Origin of the sequence: Chryseobacterium sp. SC28 (assembly GCF_003932955.1) — a bacterium.
In the GTDB taxonomy this organism is placed as follows: domain Bacteria; phylum Bacteroidota; class Bacteroidia; order Flavobacteriales; family Weeksellaceae; genus Epilithonimonas.
The window spans coordinates 79,025-95,523 of the sequence record NZ_QOVY01000002.1; the positions used below are offsets into that span (position 1 = coordinate 79,025).

Consider the following 16,499-nt stretch of genomic DNA (forward strand, 5'->3'; position numbering starts at 1 on the left):
TGCTGCGGGGTAACCGCTTCAATCGGGGCTATTTCCAATCATCATGTTTCACGTGAAACATTGTTTTTTAAATTATAAAATATGATAAACGACATATATGATGTCATAATCGTTGGCGCGGGCCACGCCGGTTGCGAAGCCGCCGCTGCTGCAGCCAATTTAGGCTCAAAAACTTTATTAGTCACCATGAATATGCAGACCATCGGCCAGATGAGCTGCAACCCCGCTATGGGCGGCATTGCAAAAGGCCAAATCGTAAGAGAAATCGATGCAATGGGCGGCTATTCTGGCATTGTGGCAGATAAATCCGCAATACAATTCAAAATGCTCAACCTTTCTAAAGGTCCTGCAATGTGGTCTCCGAGAACCCAGAACGACCGAATGCTTTTTTCACAAGAGTGGCGACTGGCACTGGAGCAAACTCCAAATCTGGATTTCTTCCAAGATATGGTCAAAAGCCTGATTATCGAAAATGGTAAAGTTGCAGGAGTCATTACTTCCTTAGGAATACAAATCAAATCTAAAGCTGTGGTTCTTACGAACGGTACTTTCTTAAACGGCCTTATTCACGTGGGCGACAAACAGTTGGGCGGCGGTCGAATGGGAGAGCCAAAGGCTTTTGGTATTACTGAACAGCTCGTTTCCTTAGGCTTCGAAGCCGGCAGAATGAAAACCGGAACTCCACCCCGCATCGACGGAAGAAGCCTCGATTATTCCCAAATGGAGGAACAAAAAGGCGACGAAAATCCACAGAAATTTAGCTTTTTGGACACTCCGAAACTTACAAAACAGCTACGCTGTCATATCGTTTATACCAACGAAAAAGTTCACGATATTTTGCGAGAAGGATTTGACAGAAGTCCTATGTTCAACGGTACGATCCAAAGCACTGGTCCACGCTATTGCCCAAGTATCGAAGACAAAATCAACCGCTTTGCAGAGAGAAACAGACACCAACTTTTCGTAGAACCGGAAGGTTGGAAAACTATCGAAATCTATCTGAACGGCTTTAGCTCTTCGCTTCCGGAAGATATACAAATAAAGGCGATGAAGCATATTCCGGGTTTCGCCAATGTTAAAGTTTTCCGTCCGGGATATGCCATAGAATACGATTACTTTCCCCCTACCCAGCTTTCGCATACCTTAGAAACAAAACTGATTGAAAACTTATATTTTGCCGGTCAAATCAACGGTACCACCGGATATGAAGAGGCTGCAGGTCAAGGTCTGATGGCGGGCATCAATGCACATAACAAAGTTCACGAAAAGGAATCTTTCATTCTAAACAGAGACGAAGCCTATATCGGCGTTCTAATAGACGACTTGATTACTAAAGGAACCGAAGAACCTTACCGGATGTTCACTTCCCGTGCAGAATACCGATTGCTTCTGAGACAAGATAATGCCGATATTAGATTGACCGAAAAATCCTACAAGCTTGGTTTAGCATCCGAAGAAAGATTGCGAAAAGTGCAGGAGAAAATCAGTAAAAGCAACGAATTAGAAGCGTATTTAAGAGATACGTCTATCAAGCCAGCACAGATCAATCCAATCCTCAAAAACATCGCTTCAGCATTGGTTGACCAAGCTTATAGAGCCTCCCATTTTCTGAGCCGACCTAATATGACTTTAGAAAGCTTGGAAGAAATCAATGAAATTAAGGACATAACATCGGCCTATAAAGAAGAAGTCAGAGAGCAGGCCGAAATCAATATCAAATACAAAGGCTACATCGAGAAAGAAAAAGAAAATGTAATCAAGCTACATCGGCTGGAAACCATCAAAATACCTGAAGATTTTGATTTTTCCCAGATATCATCTTTATCTACGGAGGCAAAGCAGAAAATGACAAAAATAAGACCAGTAACCATTGCGCAGGCGGGAAGAATTAGTGGTGTATCTCCATCCGATATTAATGTACTATTGATTTATTTGGGAAAATAAAGACAATGTTCCACGTGAAACATTTAATCGCAAGAATCCATTTTAAATAATTAAAAAATACCCATATCACAGAATTACCAGTATGAAAATTAAAGACTTTTTTCTTTCTCAGGAGGAATTCGAAATTGCAGAAACAGAAACAAAAGGGGTTTTAATAACCCAACCGCTTCCTTCTAATATTTCTAAATACTATGAAAGCAAAAACTACATTTCCCATCATCAAGACAGCGGAAGTACGAAGGAAAAAATATATAAATTTTTGCAAACATTCAATCTTCTTTATAAGAAAAAAATTCTGTTGGAAAGGCTCAAGAAGGGATCCAAAGTTCTGGATTACGGGTGCGGCGCCGGCGAATTTGTCAAATTTATTGAAAATGATTTCGTCACTTTTGGTTTTGAACCTAATTCTAATGCTAGAAATGCCGCGCTTAATAAAACCGCAAAGACTAAAATTATTGATGATTTGAATGCCGTTTCAGATCAAAGTCTTGATGCTATAACGCTTTGGCACGTATTCGAGCACATCGACAATCAAAAAGAAATCTTAGCTGCATTCCATTCCAAATTGAAGGAAAAAGGATTATTGATCATTGCTGTTCCCAATTTCACTTCGTATGATGCAAAGCATTATAAAGAATTTTGGGCGGCTTATGATGTTCCGAGACACGTTTTTCATTTTTCGAAATCCGGCATGGAAAATCTGATTTCAAAACTTCCCGAATGGCAATTAATAAAAATTAAGCCACTTCTGCTCGATTCATTTTACATTGCTTTATTGAGCGAAAAATACAAAAAATCATCGCTTTTCTGGCTAAAAGCTCTATTCCATGGGACGGCTTCTAACGTAAAAGCCATTTTTACCACCGAATTTTCAAGTTTGATATATATTATTGAAAAAAAATAGAAAATGAATTTTTGACCGGTTTATAAAGGTGGTTTTTTTTCAAAACAAGAAAAAAAACTTCACAAATAAACAAATTTATTCAAAATTGTAAACTTTCAGTAAAAAAAACGGCAAAATGATTTACCGTTTTTTTATTCCCGAAGAACTGGGATTCAGTTATTAATAGCAGCGACACCGGGAAGCTCCAATCCTTCTAAGCTTTCCAACATTGCGCCTCCGCCCGTGGAAACATAACTTACTTTGTCCGTAAAACCAAATTGTTTCACAAAGGCAACACTATCGCCACCACCAACTAATGAAAATGCGCCCAGTTTAGTAGCCTCTGCAATACTGTCTCCTAAAGCTATAGTTCCTGCTGCAAAATTTGGCATCTCAAAAACACCGACAGGACCATTCCACAGAATTGTCCTGGAATCCAAAATTACATCGTTGAATATTTCTCTTGAGCGCGGACCGGCGTCTAATCCTTGCCAATTTTCAGGAATTTCCATGATATCAACTACTTTTTTTTCTGCCTCGTTACTAAAATCGTCAGCAATCACAACATCGGTAGGCAGGTACACTTCTACTTTATGTTGTTTTGCTTTTTCCAATATTTCAATCGCAAGACCTTTCTTGTCTTCTTCCACTATAGATTTACCAATTTTTCCGCCAAGCGCTTTTATAAAAGTAAACGCCATTCCTCCACCAATTATTAAATTATCAACTGCGGGCAAAATGTTTTCGATAATCGTAATTTTGGTAGAAACCTTCGAACCTCCGAGTATGGCGGTTACCGGTTTTTCTCCGGAATTAAGTACCTTATCTATGGCTATGAGTTCTTTTTCCATCAACAAACCGAAAAATTTAGTAGAAGGAAAAAATTGAGCAATGACAGCCGTGGATGCATGTGCTCTATGCGCTGTGCCAAAGGCGTCGTTCACATACGCATCGCCTAATTTTGACAGTTTCTCCGCAAAACCTACATCGCCTTCCTCTTCTTCTTTGTGAAAACGCAGATTTTCCAATAACAAGATTTCTCCGGGCTGGAGCGCGGCCGCAGCTTGTTCCGCCTTCTCGCCTACCGATTCTTCTACAAATTTAACTTCCCTTCCCAGAACCGCTGATACATCTGGAAGGATATTTCTAAGGGAATATTTTTCATTTACTTGACCTTTGGGTCTACCCAGATGTGTCATCAGTATCACCGAACCTCCATCGGCAAGGATTTTCTCCACCGTTGGCTTTACAGAAACAATCCTAGTATTATCGGTAACTTTAAGATTTTCATCTTGTGGCACATTGAAATCTACACGTACCAATGCTTTTTTGTTTTTAAAATTGAAATCTCTTATTGTTTTCATTAAGTTTAAATTTTCTTATTGAATTGGAAAGGCATTATCTCCTCCCGCTTTCACAAATTTAAAACTTATTCTCGCCTTTTGGAAATTTTATTTGCAAAAAAAATCCACAGATCAACATAACAATATATTTATTTTCTTTTATTAATTTATAAAAAAGACATTGTCGAATATTGTTGTAGTGTGGGAGTATGGGGAGAAAAATTAGGGCAATATTTTGCCACACGAAATAGTGAATAACAAGTAGTTTGTTAACATTAATTTAATATTGATAATCAAAGCATTACTATTTTTATCAACAAATGTTTATAATAAATATGAAACTTCTCTATTAATAAAAAGCTGGGGATAATTTCTTTTGTTGAAAGCTAAAAGTAAATAGAAATTAAATATTGTTCTTGCCGAGAAATAGTTCAATACGAAAATCGGTTGATAATAACAACAAATATTTCTGCAAAATTACCCACAGGTTTTCGGTGTACTTCCAACATTATATTATCATATTTTTAATATTTATACCAACAACTCTTGAAATATTAAAAATTACCTTGAAATTTTTATTTATTTGGATAGAAGAACGGTTTTTTTATTGAAAAGTGAATTAAAATATTATGCCAGGTTTAATAAAATAAATGTTAAATTTATAGCAGAATTAATAAAATAATTAGGTTGATAATGAAAAAGATAGCTATCGCTGCCGACCACGCGGGTTTTGAGTACAAAGAACTGCTTAAAAAGCAGCTCGAAGGTAAATACGAAGTACAAGATTTTGGAACTTATTCTGCTGATTCTGTGGATTATCCTGATTTTGTGCATCCGGCTGCAGCATCTGTTGAAAACGGCGAAAACGAACTCGGAATTTTGATTTGCGGCACCGGAAACGGTGTGCAAATCACTGCCAACAAGCATCAAAAAATCCGGTGTGCTCTTTGCTGGATGCCCGAACTTGCCACTCTTGCAAGGCAACACAACGATGCCAATATGATGTCGATGCCCGCAAGATTCATTGCCAAAGAATTAGCGTTGGAGATTGTAGATAAATTCCTAACCACAGATTTCGAAGGAGGAAGACATCAGAACAGGGTCGATAAAATAGCAATCTGCTAATTATCAAAAGCTTGTATTAGCGGGTATTGCAAGTTTTATTTTAAAGTTATATCTTTGTAGCACATTCCTTTTAGAGAATCTTCTTTCTCACGAACCGTAAACTAATAGAGCGGTTTTTCAAACTCCCCATTTTATTTTTATCTTTAATAAAAATTAATAACAAGAGAATTTTTGCAGTTGGAACAGAATGAAGATGAATGTTAATTTCAAACAATGAAAAACAAAAAAAATACAAGTCATAAAAACGAACAGAAGCTTCTGGAATTAGGAAAAACCATCCTCCGTTTTATGAATCAGAACACATCCAAAATCTATAATTACAAACAGATTGCGGACGGCATAGAGTACAAGAATCCCAGACAAAGAGAGCAAGTGATCCAAGCGCTACACAGATTGCAGGCAACGCAGAAAATCAAGGAAACGGAAAAGGGAAAATACATCATCAATCTCAATATCGAAGGCACTTTGACCGGTGTCATAGATTTCAACCAGTCCGGCAACGCCTACGTGAAAGTGGAGGGGATGGCCGATGATATTTTCGTGCATCAAAAAAATGTAAAAGATGCTCTGCAAGGCGACAAAGTCCTTTTGGTAACTTATAATTTCAAAGGCAAAAAAGTCGAGGGGGCGGTGGTAGAAGTCTTGGAAAGAGCTAAAGATACTTTTGTGGGCGTTTTCCAGAAGATCGCGGAAAAAGATTTCGCTTTCGTAATCTTCGATAAGAAAACTATGAACACCGATATGTTCATCTCCAAAAATCATTTCAATGGTGCGGAAGACGGCGACAAAGTCATTGTGAAAATGCTCGAATGGCGCCCGGTAAACAAAAATCCGGAAGGCGAAGTTGTGAGGGTTTTGGGAACGCCGGGCGATCACGAGACCGAGATACATTCCATCCTTGCAGAATATGGCTTGCCCTACAACTTCCCTCCCGAAGTGGAGCAAGAGGCCGACAAAATAGACAGAAGCATCAATGGTGAAGAAGTGGCAAAACGTTGGGATATGCGCAACATTTGTACATTTACCATCGATCCCAAAGATGCCAAAGACTTTGATGATGCTTTATCCATCCAAAAATTAGATAATGGGCTTTGGCAAATAGGCGTTCACATTGCAGACGTTTCGCATTACGTGAAACCGGGAACCATTCTGGATCGCGAAGCTTATGAGCGGGCAACCTCGGTTTATCTCGTGGACAGAGTGGTGCCGATGCTGCCGGAAGTGCTGAGTAACGACGTTTGCTCTTTGCGCCCCAATGAAGATAAATTCACTTTTTCTGCCGTATTTGAAATGGACGACGAAGCAAAGATTCATAAGCAATGGTTTGGCAGAACCGTCATCCATTCCGACAGGCGATTTTCTTACGAAGAAGCTCAGGAAAGAATCGAAACTCGGGAAGGAGATTTGACGGAAGAAATCCTTCAGCTTGATAAATTGGCCAAAATAATGCGGGCCGAAAGAATCCGAAACGGAGCCATCACCTTCGACAGAAGCGAAGTAAGATTCAATCTGGACGAGAATAGCAAACCGATTGGCGTTTATTTCAAAGTCAGCAAAGACTCCAACCATCTGATTGAGGAATTTATGCTATTGGCCAACAGAAAAGTATCCGAATTTATCTCCCTAAATAAAAGGAACGAACCTACCGGAAATACTTTCATTTATAGAATTCACGACGACCCTAATCCCACGAAACTACTTGCATTGCGCGATTTCGTAGGCACTTTCGGTTACAAACTGGATTTGGCCAATACTCATAAAGTAGCAGAATCGCTGAACAAATTATTAAATGATGTCAAAGGCAAAGGCGAAGAGAATATGATTGAGACTTTGGCGATGAGAAGTATGAGCAAAGCTGTTTATTCCACAGACCCCATTGGGCATTACGGACTTGGCTTCGAATATTATTCGCATTTCACCTCGCCCATCCGTCGGTATCCGGATTTGATTGCCCATAGATTGCTTCAACATTATTTGGAGGGTGGCAAATCTCCCAACAAAGAAGAAGTAGAAGTCCAGTCCAAACATTGTTCCGCGATGGAACGTTTGGCTGCTGAAGCAGAACGTGAAAGCATCAAATTTATGCAGGTCAAGTTTATGCAAGACCACGTGGGAGAGGTGTTCCACGGCGTGATTTCTGGAGTTGCAGAATATGGTTTCTGGGTAGAAATACCAGAAAACGGAGCAGAAGGAATGATAAAACTGCGCGACTTGGTAGATGATTCTTACTCGCTGGATGCAAAGAATCACGCCATTGTGGGTTCCAGAACCGGCAATACATACCAACTGGGCGACAAAATAAAAATAAAAGTATTGAAAGCAAATCTGATCGCAAAACAACTCGACTTTAAAATTGTAGAGTAAGAATATGAGAGGTATTTAAAAAGTAAAATGTAATTTTGCTTCCATCTTTTGAAGAGATGCATTTGGCTTTTTATAAAAACAAAAAATGTTAGAACTCATTTTATATGCTGTCGGCTTGGGAATTATGCTGAGTTTGGTTTTCATCGGGCCTGTCTTTTTCCTGCTGATAGAAACCAGTTTTTCACGCGGACCCCGGCACGCTATAGCTTTGGATTTAGGGGTGGTTTCTGCAGATATTATTTGCATTATGGTCAGTTATTATGCCAGTGCAGACTTGGTCAGCATTATCGATCAGCATCCCGGGTTCTACCGCATTTCGGCTTTTTTGATTCTCATTTATGCCATTTATATGCTTCTCTCTCGGACGCGCATGCACCTTCCGGGAGAAGAAAAACTCATCGATCAGAATTATATAAAAACCTTTCTCAACGGATTTTTGCTCAACTTGCTGAATATCGGGGTTGTCCTTTTTTGGCTTGTAACCGTGATTTCCGTAAGAAATGCTTATCCGGAAATCGAAGATTTCGGTCTGTATATTGCCATCGTTATAGGGACTTATCTGCTCTTAGATCTTGCAAAGATCCTATTGGCCAAACCATTTCACAACAGACTGAATCAGCGCCTTGTCAATAAAATCAGAAAAGGAGTAGGCTTTATTTTAATCATTTTCAGTATCGCAATTTTTCTTCAGAGTATTAAGAAATTCAATAAATTCGACGAAAAACTGGAAAATGCGGAGAAACAAAGCCAGAAAGCAAAGGAATAAGGAGATACCGGATTTTCAACTTTTTCTTTGAAACAAATTAAAAATCATTCCCTCAGATCAGGTAGAAAGCGTGCATCATAAAAAAGAATGAAAAAAATCATTTTTCCAAAATCCTTAAAGAAAGGAGACCGGATTGCTATCATATCTCCCGCTGGCTCGGTGGAAATTCCTCAATTGGAGCAAACCCTAAACTTAATAAAATCCAACGGATACGACGTTGTTTTAGGCGAAAATCTGTATGCCAAATACCAACACGGATATTCATACGCCGGCACAGAAAAGCAGCGAATCAATGACCTCAACCGGGCATTGAACGACCCCCACATTGCTGCAATTTGGGCATCAAGAGGCGGTTACGGTTGCCAGCAATTGGTACAACATATTAAACTTTCAGAATTCAAGACAAATCCAAAATGGTTTATCGGATATTCGGACAACACGGTCATTCAGAGCTATTTATTTCAGAAGGGTTATGCCTCGATTCACGGGCAAACGATTAAAACCTCTGGCTTCGGTGTAACGGAAAAAAGTTATGAATTAATTTTTGATATTCTAAAGGGAAGATACCCAAATTACAAAATAGATTCCACCGCCTTTAACCGCAGAGGAGAGACTGCAGGGGTTTTGGTGGGTGGCAATCTCGCCTTGATTTATGCGCTTTTGGGAACCCAATATTCTTTCGATTTTAAGGATAAAATTTTGTTCATAGAAGACATTGGTGAGAATTTTTATGCGATGGACCGAATGATTATGAGTCTCGAATTAGCCGGTGTTTTCAAAAAAATCAAAGGACTCATCGTGGGCGGCATGACCAATATGGGCAAAGAAAATGAAAATGAAAACTATGACCAATCTTTCGATCCTTTTGTAAACCAATTGATTGCAGAAAGAGTTTCAAAATACGATTTTCCAACCGCCTTCAACTTTCCCAACGGCCATATTTTTGACAACCGACCTTTGATTATCGGTTCAGAAGTGAAGATGTCTGTCGGCGAGAAAGTGGTGATTGAAATTTAATCATTTATCAACTATCATTTATCAACTATAAATATGGCAGACCACAACGAGTTCGGAAAAATAGCAGAAGACCTTGCGGTTGATTTTTTGCTTAAGGCTAATTATAAGATTCTTGTCCGGAATTTCCGCTATCTAAAAGCTGAGGTTGATATCATCGCGGAATATGAAAATCAAATTATCATCGTAGAAGTCAAAGCCCGACATACAGATGCTTTTTTGGAACCTCAAGAAGCAGTTAACAAAAAGAAAATCAAATTATTAGTTGCTGCGGCCAATTATTATATAGAGGAAAATAATATCGATAAAGAAGTTAGATTTGATATCATTTCAGTTCTTCCGAACAAACAAAAAACTTTGGAAATTCATCATATTATGGATGCTTTCCAAAGTTTTGAAATGTAATTTTGAAAAAAATTTGCGCTTCACAAAAGACATAGATTTGGGAATCTATTTTTCTCCCAAACGATTTATTTGATTTCTACACATCCAACTCTGCCGCCGGCATTTCCGGTAGGTTGTGTATGAAAATCGTCTACACCGGCGTGGATCACGACAGATTTACCGATGATATTTTTCATAGGATCTTTGCATCCCAAACACCATTTATCGGTGCTGAAAATCAAACGTGCTGTGCCATCTTTTTTAGCTTCGATGTTTCCGATATCTCCCATATGGAAATGTTCGGTATCCCATTTTCCGTGCGCATCTTTGGACGGATTCCAATGTCCGCCGGCAGTTGAAGCATCTGTTGCGCTGCAATTTCCAAATTCGTGGATATGAACAGCGTGCAGACCTGGCGATAGTTTGAAAACGCTGAGATCCATCTCAACTCTGCCCTTATTCTGAGTGAAATTAGCCGTCCCCTGAGTTTCTGTATAAGACTTTGGACGGATGGTGTATTGCTTAGAAACGGTTTTGCAAGACGCTAATGTAAGCGCCGCAACAGCAACAAGTAATAAATTTTTCATAATTAGTTTATTTGATTAATTAACGATTAAAAAGCAGTTCTTGCTTCAATGTCAAGTGAGTAACAAATTTAAAGCCAACATGATAAATAGTCTGTAGTGAAACCTTAATGACGGTTCGGCGGTTAAAAATTACAAATCAGTCAGTTTAAATTTAGTTTAAAAATGGGGCTCTATATCTTTGGACAAAATTAAAAAGGATGATGACGCAACTAAGGATATTACTATTATTAACTTTTTTGATCAGTATAAGAGTTTGGTCACAGATCACAGTATCTGGCCAAGTAATATTCAAGAACAAAGCCCTGAAAGACATCAACGTTACATTGAAAGACACCTACGACGGCGCAACCACCGACGATAAAGGCAATTACTCATTTTCAACAGCAGAATCCGGAGATAAAATTTTGGTTTTTTCGGGTACCGATTATGAGGAAATGGAAATTCCCGTGAAGTTGGAGGGCAAAAATATTTTCGTTGCAGCCCTTCTGAAAGCTCAGATCAACGAGATCAACGCCGTCGTAATCACTGCAGGAAGCATCGAAGCGAGTGACAAGAAAAGAGCAGCGACATTGCTTACGCCGCTGGATATTTACACGACAGCGGGAGCCAATGGCCAGATTTCTACTGCTTTGGGATATTTGCCGGGCGTTCAGAAAGTGGGCGAGAGCGAGGGATTATTCGTAAGAGGCGGAACGGGAACCGAAACCAAAATCTTTATGGATGGGAATCTTATCAATAATTATTTTACCAATTCGGTTCCGGGTATTGCTGGCAGAGATCGTTTCAACACATCACTTTTCAAAGGAAATATATTTTCAAGCGGAGGTTATTCAGCGATTTACGGACAAGCTTTGTCATCTGTTTTGATTCTGGAAAGTGTGGATTTGCCAGAGAGAACATCATTCGATTACGGGATTTCTCCGATTTTTTTAAGTGCTAATTATCAAAAATTAAACAAAGAAAAAACAGCTTCTTGGGGTGTTGCCGGAAGTTATTCTAATCTCGGATTGATGGGAAAACTGTTCAATTTCAATACAGATTTTGGTAAATATCCGCAAGGTTATAACTTCGACGGAAATTTCAGAATTAAAACGAAAGGAGGAGGTTTCATAAAATATTACGGAAGTGTAGATGAAAACCAAATGTCTGTTGGATCAAAAAGCTTAGAGCCAGATTATGACCGGAATCAAGTGAATTTAACAGGTAATAATATGTACCATAATTTGTCTTACAGAGAGAAATTTGGGAAATATCTGGTGAATATTGGCGCATCATATTCTTATAATTCCAGCGATCTTGATTTTAAAAACCTGTTGAATGATGTAGAAATGAATGATACAAAAATCAACAGCAAATCAAATTATATTAATAGCAAATTGGTAGTTGAAAGAAAAATAGGCAGAAATACAGTACGAGGAGGATTTGAACTCAATAATGCTGATGAAAATATGAATTACGGAACTTTCGAAAAGAAATATAAAGACCTCATTTCATCTGCTTTTGCTGAAACAGATTTGATTTTCACTAATGATTTATCTGCAAAAATAGGAGCCAGAACAGAACATTCTTCTTATCTCGACAAATGGAATTTTGCACCAAGAGCCGCTTTAGCTTATAGGATTTCCAAAGAATGGACGACGTCTTTGGCATACGGAATGTTCTACCAAAATCCGGAAAGCAAATATCTCATTTCAAACAATTTCGATTTCCAAAGAGCGGATCATTATATTTTTCAGGTTCAAAAAAACGCTGATGGAAGGAATTTGAGATTCGAAGCATTTTATAAGAATTATGATAAACTCATCAAAACATCCTCTATCGCTAGTGGAAGTTCTACATCTCCAAATAACCAATATACACAGTTTGCAGATAACAATGGCGGTGGCGGTTATGCAAAAGGAATCGAATTGTTTTGGAGAGACAAAAAGACATTCAAAAACATCGATTATTGGCTGACTTATTCTTATTTGGATTCCAAAAGAGATTTTTTAAACTATCCTTTTAGTTTAGCGCCCAATTTTGCTTCAAAACATACCATTAATGCTGTTGCGAAGAAATTTGTAATGGATTGGAAAACTGGTTTCAATCTGTCTTATACTTATTCAAAAGGACGGCCTTATTACGATATCATTTCCGATAATGGTAATAACATTCTTCGAAATCAGGGGAAACTGAAAGATTACAGCGGACTCAACTTCAGTGTCAATTATGTGCCGAGTGTTGGTAAAAAAGATTCAAAATCATTTACTGTTTTTGTTTTGAGCATCAATAATATCTTAGGAAATAAAAATGTTTACGGCTTCAATTATTCTGCAGACGGTGCCAGCAGAACTGCTGTAAGGCCACCGGTTAATACTTTTGTCTTTGTAGGAGTCTTCGTAAGTTTTGGTGTTGATAAAACGAATGATGCGATTAATAATAATTTGTAATCATTCAAATATCAATAGAGTCGGGCTTTAGCCCGACCTATTAAAGAAGTACAGGAATGGCTTTAGCCGAAATTTCAATAATTTACAACTCAGTCACAGAAAATTACCATTCAGCAGAATAAAGTTTTATTCAATCAAAAGAGCTTATATCTTTGAATTATAAATTAAAACAAACCCTAAAATATTCACCTATGAAAAAATTAATCATAAGCAGCAGCCTTACATTATTGAGCTTTTCTGCCTTTGCGCAAACCGCCTATGAGAAAGTGATGACAGAAAAGATTGCAAAGATTCAGGATCACAAATCACCAGAAGAATTCACGGCGCTTGCCAATGATTTTGATCGGATCGGAACTAAGGAACCCGCCGAGTGGCTACCGTATTATTATGCCGCTTTTGCGACGATTCAGAAGGCACGCCTACTAATGCAGTCTGGTAAAACGGCAGAGCTGGATCCTGTTGCAGAGCAGGCCGAGAAGTACATTGCGAAAGCGGAGGCGCTGAGCCCCAATAATGCAGAGATCTTTATCCTAAAAAAAATGACGAGTAGTTTCCGGATGATGGTAGATCCAATGGGGCGGTATATGTCGGAATCTCCAATTGCGCAAAGTGCCTTGGCAAAAGCGAAAGAATTAGATTCAGAAAATCCCAGAATCACGGTTCTTTTAGCAGAAGATGCTTACTTTGCACCGGAACAATACGGCGGAAGCAAAAGTAAAGGAATAGAACTTTTCAAAAGATCTTTGGAACAATTTGCGGTTTACAAGCCTAAAACGGCGCTTGATCCGAATTGGGGGAAGTCTGAAGCGGAATATTTTATCAGCCAGAAATAAAACACAAACATTCATATTCCATAAAATTCCTTCGCCAACGGGTAAGGAACTTCTATTTGAAACCAAAAAAGCTTTCAGCTTTTGGAATTTTTATTTTTTGTATTTTTGAGAAAACCTTTATTAATGAATATTAAACCGATATTAATAACAGCTGGAGTCCTCTTTTCAGCGACTATTTATTCTCAAAAAATGACTTATCCCAAAGCACAGAAAGGCACTCAGACAGACAATTATTTTGGAACTCAGGTTGCCGATCCTTACCGCGATCTGGAAAACGATTCTGAACCGACTAAAAAATGGGTGGACGAAGAAGTGGCCTACAGCCAGAATTATCTTTCGAAAATTCCTTACCGCGATCAGATCAAAGATCAGCTGAGAACGATCTGGAATTACGAAAAAATATCGGCGCCGTTCAAAGAAGGTGATTATACTTATTTTTACAAAAACAACGGATTACAGGCACAATCTGTGATCTACAGAACCGGACTTAAAGCCAAGAATATCGAAGTTTTTCTGGATCCGAATCAATTTTCTGATAAAGGAACAACGTCACTTTCCGATCTTTCATTCAACAAAAAGGGAAATCTTGCGGCTTATTCTATCTCAGAAGGGGGAAGTGACTGGAACAAGATCATTATTATTGATGCCATTTCGAAGAAACAAATCGATGATACTTTGATTGATGTGAAATTCAGTGGAATCTCCTGGCAAGGGGATGAAGGCTTTTATTATTCCAGCTATGACAAGCCAAAAGAAGGAACGGTACTTTCCGGAATGACGGATAAGCACAAAGTTTACTTTCACAAATTAGGGACAAAACAATCTGAAGACAAACTGATTTTCGGAGGCGAAAAAACACATAGAAGATATCTTTCTGCTGGTGTTTCAGAAGATCAGAGATTCCTGATCATTTCCGGAGCTAACGCAACCAACGGAAACGAATTGTACATCAAAGATCTAAAAAACGGTGGCGATTTTATCCAGGTCAACCAGGGTTTTGATATTAATGCTGATATTGTGGATACGCAAGGTGATGATCTTTTCATCTTCACAGACAAAGATGCACCGAATATGCGATTAGTAAAGGTCAGTATCAAAAACCCAAGTCCTGAAAACTGGAAAGATGTGATCCAGGAAACCGAAAATGTTTTGGGAATCTCCGGCGGCGGCGGTTTTTTCTTCGCAACGTATATGAAAGATGCGATTGATATTGTAAAGCAGTGCGATAAGACAGGAAAACTCATCAGAGAAATCACACTACCTGGAAAAGGAAATATCTCCGGTTTTGGAGGTAAGGAAAAAGAAAAAGATCTCTATTATTCCTTCACGAATTATATCACGCCGGGAACGACTTACAAATACAATGTAGATTCCGGAAAATCAGAAGTTTATCAGAAACCGGATGTGAAATTCAACCCTGAAGATTACGTTTCCGAACAAGTTTTCTACACTTCAAAAGACGGGACCAAAGTTCCGATGATGATCAATTATAAAAAAGGAACCAAGCTGGACGGGAAAAATCCAACGATCCTTTATTCATATGGTGGTTTCAACATTAGTTTGCAGCCAGCTTTCTCTGTAGTGAATGCCATCTGGATGGAAAACGGAGGAATCTACGCGGTTCCAAACATCCGTGGCGGCGGCGAATATGGAAAAAAATGGCACGATGCAGGAACTAAGATGCAAAAGAAAAACGTGTTTGAAGACTTCATCGCGGCTGGAGAATATCTACAGTCAAAAGGTTATACTTCGAAGGAATTTATGGCGCTTTCCGGGCGTTCAAACGGTGGGCTTCTGGTTGGTGCAACAATGACGATGAGACCGGATCTGGCAAAAGTTGTTTTCCCTGGCGTTGGTGTTTTGGATATGCTGAGGTATAACAAATTTACGGCTGGCGCAGGCTGGTCTTACGATTATGGAACAGCTGAAGACAGCAAAGAAATGTTTGAGTATCTGAAATCATATTCGCCGGTTCACAATTTAAAAGCAGGAATTTGCTATCCATCAACGATGATTATCACAAGCGATCACGATGATAGAGTAGTGCCGGCACATTCATTCAAATTCGGGGCAGAGTTGCAGGAGAAACAAAGCTGTAACAATCCAATTTTACTAAGAATCGAGAAAAACGCCGGTCACGGAGCTGGCCGTTCTACGGAACAAGTGATTGGTGAAAATGCAGATCTGTTGAGTTTTGCATTGTTTGAAATGGGAATTAAATCTTTAAAAAAATAAATCATATTAATGATAAAATCCTGAAATTTGTCTTCAGATTTTTGTGCTTTGGAAGAGTATTTGATGCAATTGGGTAGTAACTTAATACGCTTCTCATAATGAAAACAAATCTCTTAATTGTAGCTTCCATAGCAGTCGCTTTAGTGTCTTGTAAGAAAAATGAAGACAGTAAAATGGTGAAACAATCCTACTCTGCCGAAACTGAAGTGGTAGAAAATAACGGCAAAATCGACAGTGCCACTACTGCAAAAATGGAAAAAGAAGTCAACGGCAAAAAGATCAAGTCGGAGTCTTATCCTTACAAAGGTCTCGACGGAAGCCGTGCCAAAGCAACATTTACGGATAACGGCGAAGAAAAAACCATTACCATCGAAGCCAACCATACAAAATATGTTTTGGACTTCAAACGGTCAACACCAAAAGGAGAACTCTATGAAAGAAACGGCATCTCTGCAGAAGCATCGGAAGATTCGCTTATCATTTCCCAAGGCAATACCGTCATCCCTCTGGAAAAAATCAAGTAAAACGAGGCAATAGCAAATGAAATCCCAACAAATATTGGGATTTTATTTTGTTTTTTACACCAAAAGAA

At 38.7% G+C, this 16,499-nt stretch carries 13 protein-coding genes; 11 read left to right on the forward strand and 2 right to left on the reverse strand.

Going from position 1 to position 16,499, the window contains the following annotated elements:
* The first annotated feature begins 81 nt into the window (after window positions 1–81).
* Both mnmG and DTW91_RS01925 read left to right on the forward strand, forming a co-directional pair.
* Window positions 82–1,944 carry a tRNA uridine-5-carboxymethylaminomethyl(34) synthesis enzyme MnmG gene (gene mnmG, locus DTW91_RS01920; protein ID WP_125201726.1) on the forward strand — a complete coding sequence of 621 codons (1,863 nt, stop codon included), beginning with the start codon at window positions 82–84 and terminating at the stop codon, window positions 1,942–1,944.
* A gap of 82 nt (window positions 1,945–2,026) precedes the next feature.
* A complete protein-coding gene (locus tag DTW91_RS01925; protein ID WP_125201727.1) occupies window positions 2,027–2,848 on the forward strand; it encodes a class I SAM-dependent methyltransferase in 822 nt (273 codons plus the stop codon).
* Window positions 2,849–3,000: 152 nt separating this feature from the next.
* Here DTW91_RS01925 and DTW91_RS01930 read toward each other — a convergent pair whose 3' ends face one another.
* Window positions 3,001–4,191 (reverse strand): phosphoglycerate kinase, encoded by a 1,191-nt coding sequence (locus tag DTW91_RS01930; protein WP_125201728.1) that lies wholly within the window; start codon window positions 4,189–4,191, stop codon window positions 3,001–3,003.
* A gap of 672 nt (window positions 4,192–4,863) precedes the next feature.
* Between DTW91_RS01930 and rpiB the strand changes: the two genes are divergently transcribed.
* The 5 genes from rpiB to DTW91_RS01955 all read left to right on the forward strand — a co-directional run bounded on the left by rpiB (window position 4,864) and on the right by DTW91_RS01955 (window position 9,844).
* Complete coding sequence (gene rpiB / locus DTW91_RS01935) at window positions 4,864–5,295, forward strand: ribose 5-phosphate isomerase B (protein ID WP_125201729.1); 432 nt, start codon at window positions 4,864–4,866, stop codon at window positions 5,293–5,295.
* A gap of 213 nt (window positions 5,296–5,508) precedes the next feature.
* Complete coding sequence (rnr, locus tag DTW91_RS01940) at window positions 5,509–7,659, forward strand: ribonuclease R (protein ID WP_125201730.1); 2,151 nt, start codon at window positions 5,509–5,511, stop codon at window positions 7,657–7,659.
* Between the two features lie 85 nt (window positions 7,660–7,744).
* Window positions 7,745–8,425 (forward strand): LysE family translocator, encoded by a 681-nt coding sequence (locus DTW91_RS01945; protein ID WP_125201731.1) that lies wholly within the window; start codon window positions 7,745–7,747, stop codon window positions 8,423–8,425.
* Between the two features lie 87 nt (window positions 8,426–8,512).
* Window positions 8,513–9,442 carry an LD-carboxypeptidase gene (locus tag DTW91_RS01950; RefSeq protein WP_125201732.1) on the forward strand — a complete coding sequence of 310 codons (930 nt, stop codon included), beginning with the start codon at window positions 8,513–8,515 and terminating at the stop codon, window positions 9,440–9,442.
* A gap of 33 nt (window positions 9,443–9,475) precedes the next feature.
* Window positions 9,476–9,844, forward strand: a complete 369-nt coding sequence (locus DTW91_RS01955) for a YraN family protein (RefSeq protein WP_125201733.1) — start codon at window positions 9,476–9,478, stop codon at window positions 9,842–9,844.
* A gap of 65 nt (window positions 9,845–9,909) precedes the next feature.
* On the opposite strand, the gene DTW91_RS01960 is transcribed toward DTW91_RS01955, so the two are convergent.
* Window positions 9,910–10,410: a superoxide dismutase family protein gene (locus DTW91_RS01960; protein WP_125201734.1), complete on the reverse strand. Its 501-nt coding sequence runs from the start codon at window positions 10,408–10,410 to the stop codon at window positions 9,910–9,912.
* Window positions 10,411–10,607: 197 nt separating this feature from the next.
* Between DTW91_RS01960 and DTW91_RS01965 the strand changes: the two genes are divergently transcribed.
* From DTW91_RS01965 to DTW91_RS01980, 4 genes are all read left to right on the forward strand, one after another.
* Entirely contained in the window at window positions 10,608–12,839 is a 2,232-nt protein-coding gene (locus DTW91_RS01965; RefSeq protein ID WP_125201735.1) for a TonB-dependent receptor, read from the forward strand.
* Window positions 12,840–13,030: 191 nt separating this feature from the next.
* Complete coding sequence (locus DTW91_RS01970) at window positions 13,031–13,672, forward strand: hypothetical protein (RefSeq protein ID WP_125201736.1); 642 nt, start codon at window positions 13,031–13,033, stop codon at window positions 13,670–13,672.
* A 189-nt stretch (window positions 13,673–13,861) separates the two neighbouring features.
* Entirely contained in the window at window positions 13,862–15,907 is a 2,046-nt protein-coding gene (locus DTW91_RS01975) for a prolyl oligopeptidase family serine peptidase (RefSeq protein WP_228412614.1), read from the forward strand.
* 98 nt (window positions 15,908–16,005) lie between these two features.
* On the forward strand, window positions 16,006–16,431 hold the full coding sequence (locus DTW91_RS01980; RefSeq protein WP_125201738.1) for a hypothetical protein: 426 nt from the start codon (window positions 16,006–16,008) through the stop codon (window positions 16,429–16,431).
* Window positions 16,432–16,499 lie beyond the last annotated feature (68 nt).

Bases quoted from the DNA above. Each gene is read 5' to 3' on its own strand.
- mnmG (WP_125201726.1), top strand. From the start codon at position 82: ATGATAAACGACATATATGATGTCATAATCGTTGGCGCGGGCCACGCC.
- DTW91_RS01925 (WP_125201727.1), top strand. From the start codon at position 2,027: ATGAAAATTAAAGACTTTTTTCTTTCTCAGGAGGAATTCGAAATTGCA.
- DTW91_RS01930 (WP_125201728.1), bottom strand. From the start codon at position 4,191: ATGAAAACAATAAGAGATTTCAATTTTAAAAACAAAAAAGCATTGGTA.
- rpiB (WP_125201729.1), top strand. From the start codon at position 4,864: ATGAAAAAGATAGCTATCGCTGCCGACCACGCGGGTTTTGAGTACAAA.
- rnr (WP_125201730.1), top strand. From the start codon at position 5,509: ATGAAAAACAAAAAAAATACAAGTCATAAAAACGAACAGAAGCTTCTG.
- DTW91_RS01945 (WP_125201731.1), top strand. From the start codon at position 7,745: ATGTTAGAACTCATTTTATATGCTGTCGGCTTGGGAATTATGCTGAGT.
- DTW91_RS01950 (WP_125201732.1), top strand. From the start codon at position 8,513: ATGAAAAAAATCATTTTTCCAAAATCCTTAAAGAAAGGAGACCGGATT.
- DTW91_RS01955 (WP_125201733.1), top strand. From the start codon at position 9,476: ATGGCAGACCACAACGAGTTCGGAAAAATAGCAGAAGACCTTGCGGTT.
- DTW91_RS01960 (WP_125201734.1), bottom strand. From the start codon at position 10,410: ATGAAAAATTTATTACTTGTTGCTGTTGCGGCGCTTACATTAGCGTCT.
- DTW91_RS01965 (WP_125201735.1), top strand. From the start codon at position 10,608: ATGATGACGCAACTAAGGATATTACTATTATTAACTTTTTTGATCAGT.
- DTW91_RS01970 (WP_125201736.1), top strand. From the start codon at position 13,031: ATGAAAAAATTAATCATAAGCAGCAGCCTTACATTATTGAGCTTTTCT.
- DTW91_RS01975 (WP_228412614.1), top strand. From the start codon at position 13,862: ATGACTTATCCCAAAGCACAGAAAGGCACTCAGACAGACAATTATTTT.
- DTW91_RS01980 (WP_125201738.1), top strand. From the start codon at position 16,006: ATGAAAACAAATCTCTTAATTGTAGCTTCCATAGCAGTCGCTTTAGTG.